The 19,192-nt window shown below is 53.6% G+C and carries 16 protein-coding genes; 15 read left to right on the top strand and 1 reads right to left on the bottom strand.

Going from position 1 to position 19,192, the window contains the following annotated elements; all coding sequences use genetic code 11:
* The first annotated feature begins 91 nt into the window (after positions 1 to 91).
* The 4 genes from DLM86_RS31030 (at position 92) to DLM86_RS31015 (ending at position 6,819) form a co-directional block, all read left to right on the top strand.
* Complete coding sequence (locus DLM86_RS31030; protein WP_110844032.1) at positions 92 to 3,472, top strand: Ig-like domain-containing protein; 3,381 nt, start codon at positions 92 to 94, stop codon at positions 3,470 to 3,472.
* 76 nt (positions 3,473 to 3,548) lie between these two features.
* Positions 3,549 to 4,199: a class D sortase gene (locus DLM86_RS31025; protein WP_110844030.1), complete on the top strand. Its 651-nt coding sequence runs from the start codon at positions 3,549 to 3,551 to the stop codon at positions 4,197 to 4,199.
* A gap of 336 nt (positions 4,200 to 4,535) precedes the next feature.
* Complete coding sequence (locus DLM86_RS31020) at positions 4,536 to 5,438, top strand: TIGR01777 family oxidoreductase (protein WP_110844028.1); 903 nt, start codon at positions 4,536 to 4,538, stop codon at positions 5,436 to 5,438.
* A gap of 97 nt (positions 5,439 to 5,535) precedes the next feature.
* Positions 5,536 to 6,819 (top strand): Glu/Leu/Phe/Val family dehydrogenase, encoded by a 1,284-nt coding sequence (locus tag DLM86_RS31015; RefSeq protein WP_170143741.1) that lies wholly within the window; start codon positions 5,536 to 5,538, stop codon positions 6,817 to 6,819.
* 103 nt (positions 6,820 to 6,922) lie between these two features.
* Here DLM86_RS31015 and DLM86_RS31010 read toward each other — a convergent pair whose 3' ends face one another.
* On the bottom strand, positions 6,923 to 7,381 hold the full coding sequence (locus DLM86_RS31010) for an aminotransferase (protein ID WP_110844026.1): 459 nt from the start codon (positions 7,379 to 7,381) through the stop codon (positions 6,923 to 6,925).
* A 378-nt stretch (positions 7,382 to 7,759) separates the two neighbouring features.
* Here DLM86_RS31010 and DLM86_RS31005 point away from each other — a divergent pair, with 378 nt between their 5' ends.
* The 11 genes from DLM86_RS31005 (at position 7,760) to DLM86_RS30955 (ending at position 19,190) form a co-directional block, all read left to right on the top strand.
* Entirely contained in the window at positions 7,760 to 8,050 is a 291-nt protein-coding gene (locus DLM86_RS31005) for a YerC/YecD family TrpR-related protein (RefSeq protein WP_110844024.1), read from the top strand.
* A gap of 178 nt (positions 8,051 to 8,228) precedes the next feature.
* A complete protein-coding gene (locus DLM86_RS31000) occupies positions 8,229 to 9,053 on the top strand; it encodes a sirohydrochlorin chelatase (RefSeq protein WP_110844022.1) in 825 nt (274 codons plus the stop codon).
* Positions 9,032 to 9,940, top strand: a complete 909-nt coding sequence (locus tag DLM86_RS30995; protein ID WP_110844020.1) for a diacylglycerol kinase — start codon at positions 9,032 to 9,034, stop codon at positions 9,938 to 9,940. The genes DLM86_RS31000 and DLM86_RS30995 overlap by 22 nt, the downstream gene beginning before the upstream one ends.
* Positions 9,941 to 9,960: 20 nt before the next feature.
* Positions 9,961 to 11,484 (top strand): 23S rRNA (uracil(1939)-C(5))-methyltransferase RlmD, encoded by a 1,524-nt coding sequence (gene rlmD, locus DLM86_RS30990; protein ID WP_110844018.1) that lies wholly within the window; start codon positions 9,961 to 9,963, stop codon positions 11,482 to 11,484.
* 413 nt (positions 11,485 to 11,897) lie between these two features.
* The gene (locus DLM86_RS30985) at positions 11,898 to 13,049 is read left to right on the top strand and encodes an ATP-binding protein (protein WP_110844016.1); all 1,152 of its coding nucleotides are present in this window, start codon (positions 11,898 to 11,900) and stop codon (positions 13,047 to 13,049) included.
* Entirely contained in the window at positions 13,042 to 15,258 is a 2,217-nt protein-coding gene (locus DLM86_RS30980) for a S8 family peptidase (protein WP_110844014.1), read from the top strand. Before DLM86_RS30985 ends, DLM86_RS30980 begins: the two co-directional genes overlap by 8 nt.
* A 174-nt stretch (positions 15,259 to 15,432) precedes the next feature.
* Positions 15,433 to 16,260 (top strand): ParA family protein, encoded by an 828-nt coding sequence (locus DLM86_RS30975; RefSeq protein WP_110844012.1) that lies wholly within the window; start codon positions 15,433 to 15,435, stop codon positions 16,258 to 16,260.
* Complete coding sequence (locus DLM86_RS30970) at positions 16,208 to 17,155, top strand: ParB/RepB/Spo0J family partition protein (protein ID WP_425454008.1); 948 nt, start codon at positions 16,208 to 16,210, stop codon at positions 17,153 to 17,155. Before DLM86_RS30975 ends, DLM86_RS30970 begins: the two co-directional genes overlap by 53 nt.
* 74 nt (positions 17,156 to 17,229) lie before the next feature.
* Positions 17,230 to 17,442 carry a hypothetical protein gene (locus DLM86_RS30965; protein WP_110844008.1) on the top strand — a complete coding sequence of 71 codons (213 nt, stop codon included), beginning with the start codon at positions 17,230 to 17,232 and terminating at the stop codon, positions 17,440 to 17,442.
* Positions 17,430 to 18,038 (top strand): hypothetical protein, encoded by a 609-nt coding sequence (locus DLM86_RS30960; protein WP_110844006.1) that lies wholly within the window; start codon positions 17,430 to 17,432, stop codon positions 18,036 to 18,038. The genes DLM86_RS30965 and DLM86_RS30960 overlap by 13 nt, the downstream gene beginning before the upstream one ends.
* A 45-nt stretch (positions 18,039 to 18,083) precedes the next feature.
* Positions 18,084 to 19,190, top strand: coding sequence for an SAF domain-containing protein (locus DLM86_RS30955; protein WP_110844004.1), 1,107 nt, complete (start codon positions 18,084 to 18,086; stop codon positions 19,188 to 19,190).
* The last annotated feature ends 2 nt before the right edge of the window (positions 19,191 to 19,192 follow it).

Below are 19,192 nucleotides of genomic sequence, written 5' to 3'. Positions count from 1 at the left end.
GTGTGGTAGACTTCACCTAAAAGGTGCTCCTCTCTTTGGGTGATGTTGTCCTGGACAAACACCATTCTACCAAAGATTTGGAGCCCTTTTTATGTTTTTAATGCGCAGTACTTTCGAAATTCAGGATCAATTGTTTTCAGTACATGGCGCTGCCGAAGTACCCGTCGGGAAAAGTTTCATACGATTGACGCCGGCCGCTACAGAACAAAGCGGAGCCGTTTTTAACAACAGCGCGATTTGTCCAAAAAACAATTATTCCTTCAGTACCGCCTTTTCATTTAAAATGAGCAATTCAAGTGCTGCAGGTCCAAGTGACGGACTGACTTTTACGATTCAGAGCAGTACGGCAAGTTTGAATGCAGTTGGAGGAGGGTTGGGGTATTACGGTATTAAACCCAGTCTTGCTGTTAAATATGATACCTTCCTAAACACGGTGTATAATGATCCTACTTCAAACTACATAGGACTCGCGGCAAATGGGACGGTATTGAACCAGACGGGTTGGTATACGGATTTAAACCAGTATAATACGGCTAATGGCACCAATTTTGTTTTATCTAACGGAAGTCAATATTATACGTGGATCGACTATGACGGTATAAGCCGGAACGTTCAGGTTCGTCTAGGTACTTCTCCGGATAGGGCTAGTGCTAAACAAGTATTGAATGTAAACAACATAGATCTTGGTACTATCTTTAATGGAACCCCTTTTTTTGCCGGTTTTACCGCATCGACAGGGTATCCAAATTACGAGAATCACAATATCTATAGCTGGTATTTTGTAAATGACTACAAGCCTATCGATACGCTTGACCCGCAAAACGATTACAGGCAATTACCGAGCAATGCAAAATTAATGACAGAGCCAACCGATGAGCCGGAGGTCTATCGTGTTACGGTAACCCTACTAGATCCACTAGGTAATCCGGTTTCCGGTGCGCCGCTGGATACGTTTACTTCAACTGTAGGAGAGTTAACCGGACCTAATGGAGAACCTGTAACAAGTTTAATCTCGGGTACGGACGGAAAAATTCATGCAGTATTGAAAAATGCCGATCATTCCAAGGACATTACGCTTTCAGCCATTATCGGTTGCGCCAATGACTCTGTAACGATTCCAGCCCATAACCAGTTGCCATCCGCATCAGATGATTCAAAGACTACGAAGATAAATACGCCGGTCTCGGGACAAGTAAACGGCACGGATCCGGATGGTGACGGCTTAACCTACCAGGCCGGTAATCCTCCCGGCAACGGTACGGTAACGGTGAATCCGGACGGCACGTGGACGTATACGCCTAATGCAGGGTATGTTGGCGACGACACATTTACAGTCATCGTAGATGATGGGTATGGCGGGAAGACAGAATCGACCATCACGGTTCGCGTCGAACTTAATTCCCCGTCACTTGAATCAAATAAAATGGCAATCATTCAACAAAAAGCAATCGGTAACACGGATGCGGGGCATCCGGAAGTCGGCGACACGCTCCTTTATACCATCAAGACTAGAAATACGGTAGAAGGCAGCCTGGTGAAAAACTTAGTCATCTCCGACACCCTTCCGGGAGGGCTTATTTATGTGACCGGCAGTTTGAAAGTCGACGGCGTATCCGCCACCGATGCGGAAGGGGACGATAAAGGGTATTTTTCCGCAGGTCAAGTTGTCGGACAGATCGGCGATATTACAGATACCATATGGCATACGGTTCAATTTCTAGCGACAATCGATGCCGGTCAAGCCGGCAACGACATTCGAAACGTAGCCACGGTGAATGGCGGCAATATCGTCACCCCGGACAAGCCGGAAGAAGTAGTGAAGGTATATCCGACTAATCAAACGCCGATCGCACCGGACTTCGAGGAATCGACATGGAAGAATACCGCGGTGACCGGAAGTGTTTATGGTGTCGATTCGGATGGTGATCAGCTAACCTTTTCGAAAGGAAGCGATCCGCAGTATGGGACGGTGACGGTGAACTCGGACGGCACATGGACGTATGTACCGAATCCCGATTATACGGGCCCGGACAGCTTCATGATAACGGTAAGCGACGGGAAGGGCGGAACGACGACGTCGACGGTGACGGTCAATGTTACGGAACCGCCGAACCAGCCGCCGACCGTGCCGAATTATAACGTAACGACGCAGCGAGACACATCGGTAACCGGCAGCGTATATGGAACCGATCCGGACGGTAACCCGTTAACGTATGCGATCGAAAGCAATCCCCAAAATGGGATTGTCGTTCTGAATCCGGACGGCTCGTGGACGTACGTGCCGAATCCGGGCTATGTCGGTCCGGATATATTCACAGTGACGGTTAACGATGAGAAGGGCGGAATCGCGACATCGGCAGTGACGGTTCATATGACGGACAAGCCGAACGAGTCGCCGACGGTACCGAATTACAATGTCACGACGCCGAATGACATACCTGTAAGCGGCAGTGTGCTTGGAGCCGACCCGGATGGGGATACGCTGACATACGTGAAAGGAAGCGACCCGCAGCATGGAACGGTGACGGTATATCCGGACGGCACGTGGACGTACGCGCCGAATTCAGGCTATGTCGGTCCGGATAGCTTTACGGTAACCGTAAGCGATGGAAGAGGCGGTACGGTGACATCGACAGTGACGGTAAACGTTACGGAGAAGCCGAACAAACCGCCTACCGCGCGGGATGAGAACATAACGACACCGAAAGATACGTCGGTAACGGGAAGCGTGTACGGCACGGATCCGGACGGTGATCCGCTGACGTACACGAAAGGAAGCAATCCGCAACACGGCACCGTGACGGTGAGCCCGGACGGTACTTGGACGTATGTGCCGAATTCGGGCTATGTCGGCCCGGACAGCTTTACGGTAACGGTGAGTGACGGGAAGGGCGGTACGATCACGACGAAAGTCACGATCAATGTGACGGACCCAGGTACGGACTCGGGAACTGATCCGGGAAATGATCCCGATCCGGGTACGAACCCTGACCCCGTAACGCCAAATCAACCATCGACAGGGGGAGGAACCGGAACGCCTTCGACAGGGGGAGGAACCGGAACGCCATCGACAGGCGGAGGAACCGGAACGCCTTCGACAGGGGGAGGAACCGGAACGCCTTCGACAGGGGGAGGAACCGGAACGCCTTCGACAGGGGGAGGAACCGGAACGCCTTCGACAGGCGGAGGAACCGGAGCGCCATCGGCAGGCGGAGGAACCGGAGCGCCTTCGACAGGCGTAGAAGACGGAACGCCTTCGACGGATGTCGGAAGCGGTACGACGCGGACAAATACGGAGACGGATACGCCTTCCGCTTGGCGCGGCGTTGAAACATCAACCAAGACCCCGGATCAGGAAAAGCCGCTGAATCGATTGCCGAACACGGCCTCCAACGTTTACAACTTGGGCATTGCAGGATTGACCGCTTTGTTCACGGGCTTGGTTCTTCTGAGAAGAAATCGCAAAGCTTGATTGCTAACGGAAAAGCAAGCACGTTCTCCTCGGAGCGATGTGTTTGCTTTTCCTTTATGGAAACGGAAGGGATCATATGCGAAAGATTCTTGGCGCCATTCTGGCGATATCGGGTACGATTATCCTGTCTCTAGCCATATTCCAATATGCGGAGCATCGAACGAGCATCAACAAAGCGATGGCGCAAGCGAACGTTTTGATTGATATGTCGCGCGAAGGGGACCTTTACGTAGAGGAAGAGCAAGTGTCTCTAGCAGGTAAGGCTGAATCCGCACCCGAATCAGCGCCGCTTGCCGACCGAAAGGCGTTCGACCCTAAGCCGAACGATGTGATCGGGATCCTGCAAATCCCCAAGCTGAAAGCCGATCTTCCGATCATTGAAGGTACGGACGAGGAGATGCTTGACAAAGGAGTCGGCCACTACAGCGCAAGCGTATTTCCTTCGGATGGCGAACAAATCGTGCTGTCCGGGCATCGGGATATCGTTTTTCGAAACTTCGACAAGCTGGCGGTCGGAGACCGATTTATCGTCAAGCTGCCATACGGTACGTTCGAGTACGAAATCAAAAGCACGGACATCGTGGATAAAGACGATACGACGGTAATTGGCCCCATGGGAACGGAAGTGTTAGTTGTGACGACTTGCTATCCGTTTCGCTACGTGGGGGATGCTCCCGAACGTTATATTATGTACGCGTACCCTTATGAAGGCGATGATCTCATATAAGCGGCCGTGTATGTTTAGCTTTAATCGGGCATACTAGCGACAAACCGTTGCAACGAGAGGAGGCTGTTCGATTTATGCAGCACGTAATCGGCGTCGCGATCGGCGGAGGCTTGTCGGCTTTGATCGATCTCCTGCAATGGCTGCTGTAATCCGCGATTCGGGCATTCGCTAACCGTGCGTTGAAGAGACGGACTCGCCGGAAACCGACCGAAAACACGCCGCTGTCGTTGTGTGCCGCCGAAGGCTCCTTACGGGGCCTTCTTTGTTTTATAGAACGTGTTGTCGTCCGAAACCTATGGTAAAATAAGGTATCACGGGCAAAGGACGGTGCGGTACATGAAAATCGCCATAGGCGGGGGGACCGGGTTTATCGGCCGGCGGCTCGTCCGTTATTTGGAATCGTGCGGGGACGAGACGATCCTGATCTCCCGCAAGACGTCGGGGGGCATCCGCGGCGAGCGGCGCACGATCGCATGGGACGAGCTGACCGCCAACCGGGACCATCTCGAAGGGTTGGACGCGATCGTCAATTTGTCGGGAGAATCGATTAATCAGCGATGGACGGACAAGGCGAAGCGCCGCGTACTGCAATCCCGGCTTGAAACGGCCGCGAAGCTGGCGGAGCTTGTCGGCGCGCTCGAGAACAAGCCGAAGGTCGTCGTGAACGGCTCGGGCATGTCCGTATACGGGACGTCGGAGACGGACGTTTATGACGAGACGAGCCCTCCCCGCGTCGTCGATTTTTTGTCCGGCGTCGTCGTCGAATGGGAACGGGCGGCGGACGCGATCCCGGCCCCACGGCTCGTGAAGCTTCGCGTCGGTCTCGTACTGGGCGACGACGGAGGCGCGCTGCCGCTAATGGCGCTGCCCTACAAGCTCGGCGTCGGCGGACGCGTCGGCACCGGGCGGCAGTGGGTAAGCTGGATTCATATCGACGACATCGTCCGGTTGATCCGTCATTGCATCGAGCGGGACGATATCGCGGGCCCCGTCAACGCGACGGCACCGAACCCGGTCACGAACGACGCGTTCGGGCGGGCGCTCGCCGCCGCCTTGCACCGGCCGCACTGGCTGCCGGTGCCCGGCTTCGCCTTCCGGCTTGCGTTCGGGGAGATGGCGGACCTACTGCTTACCGGACAGCGCGTGCTGCCGAAGGCTGCGCTCGAGCACGGCTTCCGTTTTCGGTACGAAACCGCGGACGAGGCGCTCAAGGCCATTTTTCGGCCCGGAACGGCCTGAGAAGATGGCGTTTGGTACTTGACATGTCGTGTTAAGTATCGTTAACTGAACATAGGATAGAGGCTTCATACCATCACTAGTGAAACAAGGTGAAACGATGAGCGCAAACAAACGCATTTTGATGGGGGCCAATCAACCGCCTCTCAGCGAAGGGGTATTGGAATCGACGCAGAAGGTGGTGCACGAGGCGCTGGAGCGTCTCGGCTACGGCGAAGGCTACTTCGAGCTGCTCAAGGAACCGCTTCGGCTGTTGACCGTCCGCATTCCGGTACGGATGGACGACGGTCAGGTCAAAGTATTTACCGGCTACCGGGCGCAGCATACGGACGCCGTCGGCCCGACGAAGGGCGGCATCCGCTTCCATCCGAGCGTGACGGCGGAGGAAGTGTCGGCGCTTTCGTTATGGATGACGCTCAAGTGCGGTATTTTCGACCTGCCGTACGGCGGCGGCAAAGGCGGCATTATTTGCGATCCGCGCACGATGTCGCTCGGCGAAGTGGAGAGGCTCGCACGCGGGTACGTGCGGGCGATCAGCCAAATCGTCGGCCCGAACAAAGACATTCCGGCTCCCGACGTGTATACGAACGCGCAAATCATGGCCTGGATGCTTGACGAATACAGCCGCATCCGCGAGTACGATTCGCCCGGATTCATCACCGGCAAGCCGCTCGTGCTCGGCGGGTCGCAAGGACGCGAGAAAGCGACGTCGTTCGGCGTGGCGATATCGATCCGGGAGGCGGCCAAGCTTCAAGGGCTGAACATTCAAGGCTTGAAGGTTTGCATCCAAGGCTTCGGCAACGTCGGCAGTCATTTGGCCGAAATTCTCGATCAATGGGGAGCGACCATCGTCGGCATCAGCGATGTCCACGGCGGCATTTTCGACGAGAAAGGGCTCGACGTCCCGTATTTGCTGGACCGCCGCGATTCGTTCGGCAGCGTGACGAACCTGTTCAGCAAGCGTCTGTCGAACGCCGAGTTTCTGATGCAGCCGTGCGACGTGCTTGTCCCGGCGGCGCTCGAAAACCAGATCACGAACGAAAACGTCGGCGACATTCGGGCGAAGATGATCGTCGAAGCGGCGAACGGCCCGACCTCCCTGGAGGCGTCCGAGAAGCTGCACGAACGCGGCGTGCTCGTCGTGCCGGACGTGCTGGCCAATGCGGGCGGCGTCACCGTATCGTACTTCGAATGGGTTCAGAACAACCAGGGCTATTATTGGACGGAAGAAGAAGTGAACCGGAAGCTCGAAGACAAGATGGTCGAAGCGGTGCACAAAGTGCTGAATATGGCCAAAAGCCGCTCGATCACGCCTCGCCTCGCCGCCTATATGGTCGGCGTGCAAAAGTACGCCGAAGCGAGCCGTCTTCGCGGCTGGGTATAACGAACGCAAGGCGCATAACGCCGAGAATAGCCCGTCCCGATCGTCGTCTACGATCGGAACGGGCTATTCGTCCGGCCGCCGGGACGGCCGGTTGTTCGAGCGATTACCGGTATCGGCGAGCCGTTCGCCTTCTCTGCTTGTAGACCAAAGAGCGGGTGTGCGCTTTTTTCCTCCCTTTCCGCTTGCGGCGTTTGCGCCGTCGCGGGCGTTTCCATTCGCCGTCGTCGGCGGTGTCGCTTGCCTTCGATTTGCCCGGCAGCATCGTCATGAGCAGCTTGAGCATCGGCTGCATTTGCTGGATGCTGCTGACGATTTTTTGCACCTTGCCTACGGTCGCTATGACGCCGTCGATGCCGCCCATCCGGTCGATGACCGACTTGATGTCTTTGAAGTTGAAGTTGGAGAGCAGACCGCCACCGCCGCCACCACCGCCGCCACCGCCGCCCCCCGCGGTCGGCAAGGTTTCTTGAACGGCGGGGAGCTGCTGCCCGTACGGCTGAGGGGAGTAGCCGAACGATTCCGTCGGATAGGCGCCCGGTCCGGCCCCCGGGTAGGCGCCCATGTTCCGGGAATCCCGATGGTCCTGCCAAACTGGCCATTGTTGTCGATTCACTCGGTTCACATTCCTTTTATGGGAGTATAGTGATATGTTACTTTATGTGGTAGGCGAATGTTTGGATTGGACGAATGCCCGGTTTGCCGCGCCGAGTTCGGGAATCGGCCCGGTTTCGAGGGGAAATGGGCGAGCGCTGCGCCCTTTTTTTCTCTCCCCGAATAGCGGTCAAAAACGGCGCGGGAGGCCGTTCGGCGGGAGATGGCGGGAGTTGATTTAGCCGGGTAACGCATAGAAATTTTAACGTTTTGCCAACGTAAAGGAAGGAAACCGGCTCCGCATGTCGAAACAGGTAAAGCAAGACAGGAAATAGGGGTTGAGGGAAAAATGCAGTTGAAAAAACTGAACGATAAATCGATCGACCAATTGTTCGAAGCGGTGTTGACGTTGAAATCGGTCGAAGAGTGCTACATTTTTTTCGACGACCTGTGCACGGTGAACGAGATCCAATCGCTGTCGCAGCGGCTTGAAGTGGCTCGCATGCTTGGCAAAGGGAGCACGTACAATCAGATCGAAGCCGAGACGGGAGCGAGCACGGCGACCATCTCGCGCGTAAAGCGCTGCTTGAATTACGGCAACGACGGCTACAAGATGGCGCTGGAGCGGCTCGGCCGCTAACCATCCTCCATACTCGAGACGGTCGGGCGCTTTCCGCGTCCCATAACCGATTCGCTCGAATCCTTCTCCTCCGGGAGCGGGATTTTTTGCGTTCGCGAGCGGGACGGGGGAGGCGAATTGACTTTCGCAACCGGTTTCGATAGCATGGTAATGATTGCAGGCGGAAAGGGTGTCGCGCATGGGCAAAGCAGGCGTTCTCGTCATCAGCCACGGATCCCGAAGCACGGAATGGGTCAAGCTCGTCGACGGGGCGGTGGCGGACGTTCGGCTGGACGAGCCGGTGCCGGTCGTCTCCTCGTTCCTCGAAATCGTCGAAGGCCGGCTCATACAGGACGGCATCGACGCGCTCGAAGCGGAGGGCGTGACCGATCTGATCGTCGTCCCGCTGTTCGTCTCGAAGGGGAGCACGCACGTGGACGAAATCCGGTATGCGCTCGGCGACTTGCCGGCGCCGTCGACGGAGACGGATTTGGAGCCGTTTCGCGTGATGGCGCGGGTCCACATGTGCGAGCCGCTCGACGACGACCCGATCGTGGCGGACATGGTGCTGGAGCGTCTGCGCGGCTTGTCTTCGCGGCCCGATCGGGAGAGGGTGCTGCTCGTCGGCCACGGCAGCGAGCTGCCGGAATTTTACGCGCGCTGGAAGCGCGGTATGGGCGGCGTCGCGGACAGATTGCGCGAGGCGGGCGGCTTCGCGGACGTTCGGACGGCGCTGCTGCTGCCGGACGAGACGCGGGACGCGATGCGCGACTGGCTGGCGGACGACCCGGACGGCGACATTTTGGTCGCTCCGCTGTTTTTGAGTACGGGTTATTTTACGGAACAAGTGATCCCGCAGCGGTTGGAAGGATTCCGCTACCGGTACGACGGCGCCGCGCTGCTGCCGCACCCGTCCGTGTCCCGGTGGATGGAACGGACGGCGGGCGAAGCGCTTCGCCGGCTGTCCGGATCGACAGTTCAGATAGATGGGGGAATGGGTCGATGGCGAAACGGGCCAGATTGATCTACAATCCGACGTCCGGTCGGGAAGAGATGAAGCGGAGGCTGCCCGAGATCCTGCAGCGGTTGGAGCGGGGCGGGCTGGAGACGTCGACGCACGCGACGTCCGGCGAAGGCGACGCTACGCTGGCGGCGGCCGAGGCGGTGGAGCGGGGGTTCGACGTCGTCATCGCCGCCGGCGGCGACGGGACGCTGTATGAAGTGATCAACGGCATGGCGGAGAAGAGCCACCGGCCTCCGCTCGGCATATTGCCGCTCGGCACAACGAACGACTTCGCCCGGGCGCTCGGCATTCCGAAGCATTGGGAATTCGCGGTCGATCTTATTTTGCAGCAGCATACGCGGACGATCGACGTCGGCAAGGTGAACCAGCGGTATTTCATCAATATCGCCGGCGGCGGCTCGCTGACGGAGCTGACGTACGAGGTGCCGAGCAAGCTGAAGACGGTGATCGGCCAGCTCGCGTATTACATGAAGGGGCTCGAGAAGCTGCCGCGGCTTCGGCCGATCGAGCTGAACATCCGGTCGAAGGAGCAGGACATCCACGAGGAAGTGATGATGTTCCTGATCTGCAACAGCAATTCGGTCGGCGGCTTCGAGAAGCTGGCGCCGGACGCGAGCTTGAACGATGGGCTCCTCGACGTCTTCATTCTTAGGAAATGCAACTTGGCGGAATTCATCCGCATCGTATCGGCGGCGCTTCGCGGCGAGCATTTGAACGATCCGCACATTATTCATTTCAAGACGCAAAGCTTGCAGATTACGTCCCCGGACTACGTGCAGATCAATCTCGACGGGGAATTCGGCGGGACGCTGCCCTGCACGTTTTCCGTGCTTCCGGAGCATTTGCCGATATTCGTCGACGAATCCGGCACGTCCACCTATAAATAACGAACGGAGCGAACGACATCGTGGCACAACGAAACGGCCGGGGCGGCCGTACCCAACGGAGCGGAACGGCTGCCGGACGGCCGGGCGGCGGTCGAGGCGGGGCACAGGGCGGACGCGGCGAGTCGCCGTCGTCCGCGCCCAAGCCGGTAGCGATAGGCGAGACGGTGACCGCCGAAGTGATCGGCATCGGGCACGAGGGAGAGGGGGTAGGCCGCGCAAACGGCTTTACCCTCTTTATTCGCGGGGCGCTGCCGGGCGAGCGGGTACGGGCGCGCGTCACCGGCCTGAAGAAGCAGTTCGGCTACGCCGAGCTGGTCGAGGTGCTGGAGGCGAGCGCGGACCGCCTCGTGCCGCCGTGCCCCGTCTACGACGAGTGCGGAGGCTGCCAGCTCCAGCATCTCGGCTACGAGGCGCAGCTGGCAGCGAAGCGGCGCATAGTCGCCGACAGCCTGCAGCGGATCGGCAAGCTGCGCGTAGCGGGCGAGGGAGCGGATAGCGCCGCTGGCGAGGGAGCGGTGATCGTCCGCCCGACGATCGGGATGAAGGATCCGTGGCGGTACCGCAACAAGATCCAGGTGCCGATCGGCGAGCGCGAAGGCGGCCTCGTCGGCGGCTTCTACGCCGCGGGCAGCCGGCGCATCGTCGACGCCGACCGGTGCCTGATCGCGAGCGAGGAGGCCGACGACGCCGTCCGCGTCGTCAAGGCGATCGCGCGCGAGTTGGGCGTCCCGGCGTACGATGCGGACACCGGGCTCGGGGCGCTGCGGCACGTCGTCGTGAAGACCGGCTACCGCACGGGCGAGACGATGGTCGTGCTCGTCACGGCGGGGCCGGAGCTGCCCCAGGCGGAGCGCTTCGCGGCGAAGATCGCGGAGGCGATCCCCGGCGTCGAGAGCGTCTGCCACAACGTGAGCGACGGGTCGCCGGGCGCCGTCATGGGGCCGGAGACGAAGGTGCTGTGGGGCCGCGACCGGATTTACGACGCCATCGGCGACGTCCGGTTCGCGATCTCCGCGCATTCGTTTTACCAGGTCAACCCGGTGCAGACCGAGGCGCTGTACGGCGCCGCGCTCGAGTACGCCGGGTTGACCGGCGAGGAGACCGTGATCGACGCGTACTGCGGCGTCGGCACGATCTCGCTCTTCCTCGCGCGGCGCGCCAAGCGGGTGTACGGCGTCGAGCTCGTGCCGGAGGCGGTCCGCGACGCGCAGCGGAACGCGGAGCTGAACGGCATCGACAACGCCGTATTCGAGGCGGGCCGCGCCGAGGAGGTGCTGCCCGCGTGGCAGGAGCGCGGCATCCGCGCCGACGTCATCGTCGTCGACCCGCCGCGCAAAGGCTGCGACGCCGCGCTGCTCGACACGATCGTCGCGATGCGCCCCGCGCGCGTCGTGTACGTGTCGTGCAACCCGTCGACGCTGGCGCGCGACCTGCGCGTGCTCGAGGACGGCGGGTTCCGCACCGTCGAGGCGCAGCCGGTCGATATGTTCCCTTGGACGGCGCATGTGGAGTGCGTAATAGGAATGCAACGAATCGATACGTAGAAATCCTTTATTTTCAACACTTTGCGCGTTTTATGACTTTCACGGCGGACGGCAACGACTTCAAAAATAAGGTGCTCAAAGACAAAATTGAGGTTTCGGTCGTTTTGGATCTGGATTTGGACGTCGGGTGTGTAGACATGTTTAATGCAGGAGAATAGTTTCGAGAACTGTATAATCGTGGAATACCCAAGAGAACGTTACTTCATCATCGAAGGCGTTCTCTTTTTATATACTAAGAAAGTTCAACAATGTCCAATTTAATTTTCTGTTTAATGAATGCAAATACTGATATTACATGCGATTTAACTTGATTTAATTTTGGCTTGTCCAATCGTGTCCAATATTCATTTTGACTTAAGTGTGGTTGTGAATTATAATGTATTACATAATTAGCTATGAATTGAGGGGAACAAATGAAGTCGGGTTTAATAATTAAATTAATTGAGGCGCATTGTTCAGGAAATGAGGATGCGTTTAAGAAAGCTCTTGAGAATCTGGCAAGTGATGAAGAACGAAAAGGAAATTCTTCATTATCTAATGCTCTTATGAGCGCCTATTCTTACGATAAAAAAAGCAATGTCTCGTTTAACTCGAGTCCACTGTCCGAAATGTCGTTTTCTGTGCAAAGCGCATTACCCACTCCTAAAGATAAGGATAGCGCTTTAGAATTGATTGAAGTATTGCAGCCCAAAGTCAAATTGTCTGATGTAGCATTGCCAGAGAAAACGAAAGAAGCTTTGCTTCAAATTATTGAGGAGCAAAAGCAAGCGGAGGAATTGTTAACTAAGGGTGTTTCTCCAACGAATCGGATATTACTTTGTGGACCTCCCGGTTGCGGCAAGACATTAACAGCTAATGCAATTGCAGGAGAAATTGATATTCCAGTCGCTTATGTAAGGCTAGATGGTCTTGTCTCGTCGTATCTTGGTCAGACGGGAACAAATATAAGAAAAATTTTTGAGTTTGTTAAGAACAAACGAATTGTGTTGTTTCTTGATGAATTCGATGCCATAGCTAAAAAAAGGGATGATGCGCACGAATTAGGGGAATTAAAGAGGGTAGTGACAACACTGCTTCAAAATTTGGACTCGATGCCTGTTAACGTGTTTTTAGTTGCGGCAACCAATCATCATCACCTTCTTGATCCAGCAATCTGGAGAAGATTTGATACTTCAATTTTATTAGAACTACCGAATGCACAGCAACGTGAAAGCATTATCACTAAATTTATTAACGAGACACTTGAGCTTTACGAAATGGACATTAAGATCCTTACGACCTTAACAGAAGGAATGAGCGGAGCTCAAGTTGGTACTTTCTTACAGGCTCTAGCCAAATATTGTATTATGCAACACAAAACTAAAATTGTCACAAAAGAAGATATTGCGAATGTATGGGTTAAGCAGTCCTCTCTTTTGATTAGCGAAGACAGTGATGCTTATACTCGTGCCCTATATAAGTTAAATAAAAGTGGCATTTCGATGCGTACACTTGAAGAAATCACAGGGATTTCTAAATCTACTTTGAGTTATCGGTTCAATAAGGAGGAAAAGAGCGATGAGTGATGAGCAGAAAAGTCATTTTTGGATTCCAGATGAGGAAGTTCAACGAGTTGATAAAACCTTAAGAGCGTTGCCAACAAAAAGGAATGTTTCCTTTTCAGAGCATGGTTCCAAACTGAGTCACAGCTTGCAGGCAATAAAGCAAACATTGGAAGCAGTAGCTTCAGACAATTCTTTAGCAGATTCGGATTTGCTTGTATTTAATATCGAGTTGCCTCAGGGGGAGAAGATTCAAGACAAGCAGAGTTTATTTGATTCTAATGGTATGAAGGTAAGAGCTGTTAAAAATGTACGGAGTGCTATCGTGACTTCAACAAGCAGTCAGTTCCAAACGTTAAGAAATCGGGTTGACGCTTATACACGTAATGGCAGTGGAAGAACTTATTTTGATTTTATTGAAGATTTCAAACCATACATTGGTTCCGAAAAGAATTCAAGTGAATTGCGAAAATTAACCGCTTCTGCACAGGTGCCTGTTACCTTAGATATTCAACTTATGCTGATACCAAATTTGGAAAACCATTTGTATCATTCTGCTCTGACGCATCTAATTGAAAAAATAAATGAAACGCGAGGGCATGTCCAGGAATCACCCTATTATTTATCGGATAACACGCCAGTTGTCCGTGCCATAATCCCATCAAATGCATTGACTCGTTTCGAGAACGATTCTGCAATTTATAGAATCGAGAAAACAGATTTTTTTAATGTAGAGACTACTCAAGAGGCCTCTGTTGATATGGGGGAACTTGAGCTTGATCCTAGCGTTAATTTAGAAGAGCTTCCGATTGTCGCTGTCTTGGACTCCGGTGTAATGTTCCCTGAGTCATTATCATCGTTAATCATAAAGAATTGGGTTGCTCCAGACTCTAGTGGAGGAGATAGCGATCATGGAACTAAGGTTGCAAGCCGAGTGGCCTTTAAATATATTAATCAACAGCTATCATCATCAATAATTACCCCTCGTACTAGAATTCTTGACTGCAACATACTCGATGGTAACGTGCCGGTAAATATCTTTATTCAGCGAATACAGGCTGCGGTAAGTGCTCATTCGGATATTGTTAAAATCTATAATTTATCTGCCAACGCTTCCTCCCCTATAGAAGGAGATGAAATGAGTATTATTGGGTATGAACTAGACGCTTTACAATCAAGAACAGGCGTACAGTTTTTTGTATCGGCGGGTAATCATAAGCTTTGGCAAACGGAATTTGGTCTGGAAGATATTTTGGATGATGATGATTCAAGAATATCCGCACCGGCAGATTCGATGCTGTCGGTAGTGGTTGGATCAATTATCGGTGCAGACCACCAAAATAGTCTTTCTCAGAGAAACCAAATTGCACCTTATAGTCGACGCGGACCAGGTTTTCAAGGATTCTCTAAACCGGATTTAAGCGCATATGCAGGAACGATTATTCTGGATGGTAGTGATGCATCCGTACCTAATGATCCATTTTCAATGGTTATTTCAAAAGATGGAAGGTTAATACCTGATGCGGGCACTAGCTTTTCTGCTCCTATTGTAGCAGGTGATTACGCAGAAATACTAAATACGATTCCGGATCGAGATACGCTATTATCGAAAGCGTTGCTTTATCATAATGCAGTTGCTTTGTGGGACGTTGATGGGATGGAGGAAGAGGAACTGACTCTAGCGCATAATCTGTATGGAAGGGGAATTTCCAATGTAGTCGACAGCAAATATTCCTCTCCGTCAAAAGTAACTTTTGTTAGGACAGGCACTTTGAACAGAACTACTAAGGAAAGAGTAACCATATTTATGCCGCAAATTTTGGCAGCCCAGGTTGGACGTAATGTTGCAAAGGTTTCTGTAACATGTGTGTCTAGGCCATCGGTGGATAGAACAAAGGGAACAGAATATTTAGGGGCTTATATACGGGCATCATTAAAGAAAAGTCATGTGGACGGAGTGACATTGCAGCCTGTTCAACAAGACTTCAAAGAAGGACGACAAAAATGGGATGTTTGTCAACAGTTCAGTAAAACCTTTTCTAGATTTAATGCTGGCGACTGGCAGGTCTGGCTTGAACTGTTTTCGCGTTGGGAGGATAAAAATGATGATGTTCCCTATGCCCTTGTTGTTACTATTGAGGATGTCAGCGGTTCGTTAGATGTCTACAGCGAAATTGAAGCTTTAAACAGATATAGAGCACTCAATACAATCCGGTTGAGAATAGATAATTAAAATTTCCGTAGGTTCGCGATCTATTATATGCAAATTGCTTAAATTAAGAAATGCTCAAGAGTACGTCTTCCACTATCGGGGGCGTTCTCTTTTTATATAGATACAATTCAAAAAGCCGGTTACTCTGACAAGTTCAGCGCAGCCGGCTTTTTGCGTGAAAGGAGAAGTGTAAGGATGACCAAGGTGATCGCCCTCGCCAATCAGAAAGGCGGCGTGGGCAAAACCACAACGGCGGTCAACCTGGGGATCGGTTTGGCTGGGGATGGGAAAAAGGTTTTGCTGGTCGATGCGGACGCGCAAGGTAACCTGACGGATTCGTTAGGGTTCCACGAACCGGATAATCTGTCGGTATCTTTGGCCACATTGCTGACGAAAACGATGCTGGAAGAATCCTATGAAGCGCGGGAAGGTATTTTGCATCACCATGAAGGCGTTGACCTGATGCCAGGCAATATTGAATTGTCCGCTGTTGAGGTATCGCTCGTCAACACGATGAGCAGAGAAACGATTTTGCATTCGTACATCGACTCTGTTAAAGCCGATTACGACTACGTGCTGATCGACTGCATGCCGAGTTTGGGCATGTTGACCATTAATGCGCTTGCCGCGGCGGACAGCGTGATTATTCCCGTTCAGGCACATTATTTGCCCGCCAAAGGAATGACCCAACTGTTGCAGACCATTGCCCGTGTTCGCAGGCAGATCAATCCGAAGTTGGTTTTGGACGGCGTGCTGCTCACAATGGTCGATAGCCGGACGAAATTCGCCAAGGATATTTCATTCATTCTTCGACGCGACTACGGTGACAAGCTGCGTGTGTTCAACACAGAAATCCCCTTATCCGTTCGCGCGGCGGAAACAAGCGCCAAGGGGAAAAGCATTTACGACCATGATCCGGATGGGAAAGCTGCGGAGGCTTATGCCGCCTTTACGAAGGAGGTGCAGAGTATTGGCAGAGAAAGACGACATGCGCGCCAGCATCAAGCTGACCACAGTCGCTGATTTATTCTCCACGGAGGAGAGCCGCGCCGATGAAAAGCGGGAGAAGGTGATGGATATTCCCCTGTCGGAAATCAGCGACTTTCCCGGCCATCCGTTCAAGGTGAAGGCGGATGAAGCGATGCTGGAAATGGCGGACAGCGTGAAGCAATACGGCGTTCTTGTTCCCGGCCTGGTACGTCCGAAGGCGGATGGCGGCTACGAAATGGTAGCCGGGCATCGACGAAAAAAAGCGAGCGAACTGGCAGGCAAAGAAACGATGCCCTGCATCGTTCGAGAACTGGACGATGACCAGGCGATCATTATTATGGTTGACAGCAACTTGCAACGGGAAAACATTTCGCCAAGTGAGAAAGCATTTGCCTATAAGATGAAGCTGGAGGCAATGAAGAGACAGGCGGGCAGACCGAGTAAAGAAAATTCTACCCAAGTTGGGCAGGATTTACGAGGAAAATATTCAGTTGAAATTTTGGCAGATCAGGCAGGCGAAAGCCGTAATCAAATCCAGCGCTATATCCGCCTTACCGAACTGACCCCCTCCATTCTCGAAATGGTGGATGATAAACGAATCGCCTTCAATCCCGCCGTAGAGATATCTTACTTGGCCGAAGAAGAACAGCATGCCCTGTACGAAACGATGCAATCCGAGGACTGCACACCTTCGCTGGCACAGGCGCAGCGCATGAAAAAACTGAGCCAGGACGGACGGCTTAACGTGGATGTCATCTTCTCGATTCTCACAGAGGAGAAGCCGAACCAGAAAGAAAAGATGATCATTCGGCGCGAGCGGATCGACCGTTTCTTCCCGAAGGACTTTACCGAAAAGCAAAAGGAAGACCTGATCGTACAACTGTTGGAAAGCTGGTATAAAAAACGGCAACGGGAACTGGAACGTTAACCTGAATCCAGTTCGGCAAGCACTCTCCCCTAGACGGAGAGCTTTTTTTATGCCCATTTTTGGGGAGGCGATTCATGATGTATTTCACAAAAGGGAGGCGTCGTCAATATGAGCGCCTGATGCAAGAAAAGCCGGGTTTCAACCGCTTTGAAGTTTTGGAGGATGAGATCGAGCAGCCGCACACGCGAGACAAGAAATCTCGTAATGTCGGCCAATCAAAGCAAAACCGGGGAACGAAGAATGACCGCAATTTTCCAGGAAAAGAGGACGGACAATGGAAAAAATGAAGCGAATGGTGGACAACTATGAAGTCGTTCAGGCCATCTCCATCGGGAAGGTGGAAGTACTGCTTGGCATAGACGAATCCAATGCCGAACGTCCGTACATGGTTTGTACCTGCACCCGAAACAATTCGTTGGGTGTCGAGCAATTTTACGCGATTGCGGCCGGCGCGGAATATCTTGAAGCCGTGCATGACTTTATTTCCCGCGTGCAATGGGAACTGGAGGATCTCAAAGAAGAAAGGGCCAGTGTCAAGGTTCCCCTATCTCCTCTTACGCAAGCCCAATGCCAGCCGATTCGCGAAGACATGCGCATTGACAACCAGGTTGTCGTCATCCGGCCGGAACGGTTGCGACCTGAATATCGCACCGCTGTTAACCAGCTTGTGCTGGCGCTAAGCGGCTTTGGCACCTCTGCCAATTCCCGAGGTCGCGCCGTCTACGTGTTAAATCTATATACCGGTGAAGAGGCTCGCTGGAATCGAGAGGATTTTATGGGTCTGATAAAACCGGAGCATATGCCCGCATGGGCGCAAGAAAAGCTGGAGCAGCATCAGGCTGCGACCCAGCAAAAGCAGAAGCTCCGTGACGATGCCCGGTAAAAGTTTCGATAGCAGTTTAAGATTGATTGAGAGGAGACGTGAGCGATGTCGTGGACGTATCGGCACCGCAAGGCACTAATTATCACCGCGATCGCTATAAGCGTTTGTTTACTCGTGGCTGCGGTCATATATTCTCTGAAAAAGCAATCGGAGCAAGAGCAGAATCAGCAGCAAATGAAGGAACACTACGAAAGGCAGATCAAGGAACTGAAAACGATAGAGGAACAATCGCGCAGGAACGTCTGGACCGTGGCACGAACCATTCCGGCCGGAGGCACCGTCACGGCGGAGGATCTCCAGTCCGTCCCGATGCCCGCGAGTCTGGTGCCATCCGGGATGATTACTGAACGGGAAGCGGCCATCGGCAAAAGCGCCAAAATCGAATTGCAGCCCGGAACACCGCTGATGCCGTCCATGCTGTACGAGAGCACGCCGATCCCGAAGGATGTGCGGGTGCAGGAGTTTCATGTCATTCAGCTTCCCTCCAATCTGCAAAAGGGACAGTACATCGACGTGCGAATCAACTTCCCGACAGGAGAAGATTATGTCCTGTTAGCGAAGAAGAAAGCGCGGGAGTTGTCAGGAACGGTCATCTGGCTCGAAATGAACGAGAAGGATATTTTGCAAACGTCAAGCGCGATTATCGATGCCTACTTGCAAGGCGCACGGCTGTATGCCCTGCCGTATATCGAGCCGGGATTGCAGGAAGCAGCTGTGGTCAATTATCCCGCAAATCCGAAAGTGCTTGATTTGATGGAACATGATCCGAACCTGCTCGAAAAAGCGACAACCGAGCTTGCCCGCCAGCTTCGCCTGAAACTTGATGACAATCTCAAGGCGATGAGCGAGTCGGACAAACTGCGCGTAACGAGCGGCAGCGTGACGGTTCAGCAGCAACTGCAAAACGAGCGGATCGTCACGCGGCAAGGCAATGCCATGCAAGAAGCGGTTCCATCGCCGCAACCGGCAGGCGCAACGGCTAAGGTCGATCACGAACCGCCAGCCGCGCAACCGCTGCCTTCCCCTTCCGCTCCGACAACGACGAATGAAGATCAACCGGAAGCGTCCGCGGAGCCAGCGCCATCAACGCCAGCATCGCCGTCGGAAGCGCCTGCCAGCACGGATAAATTGAAGCAAATTTTTAATCAGTGAAG

The sequence above is a fragment of the Paenibacillus flagellatus genome (assembly GCF_003217775.1).
GTDB lineage: Bacteria > Bacillota > Bacilli > Paenibacillales > NBRC-103111 > Paenibacillus_AB > Paenibacillus_AB flagellatus.
This window is presented reverse-complemented; position numbering and strand designations above follow the sequence as displayed.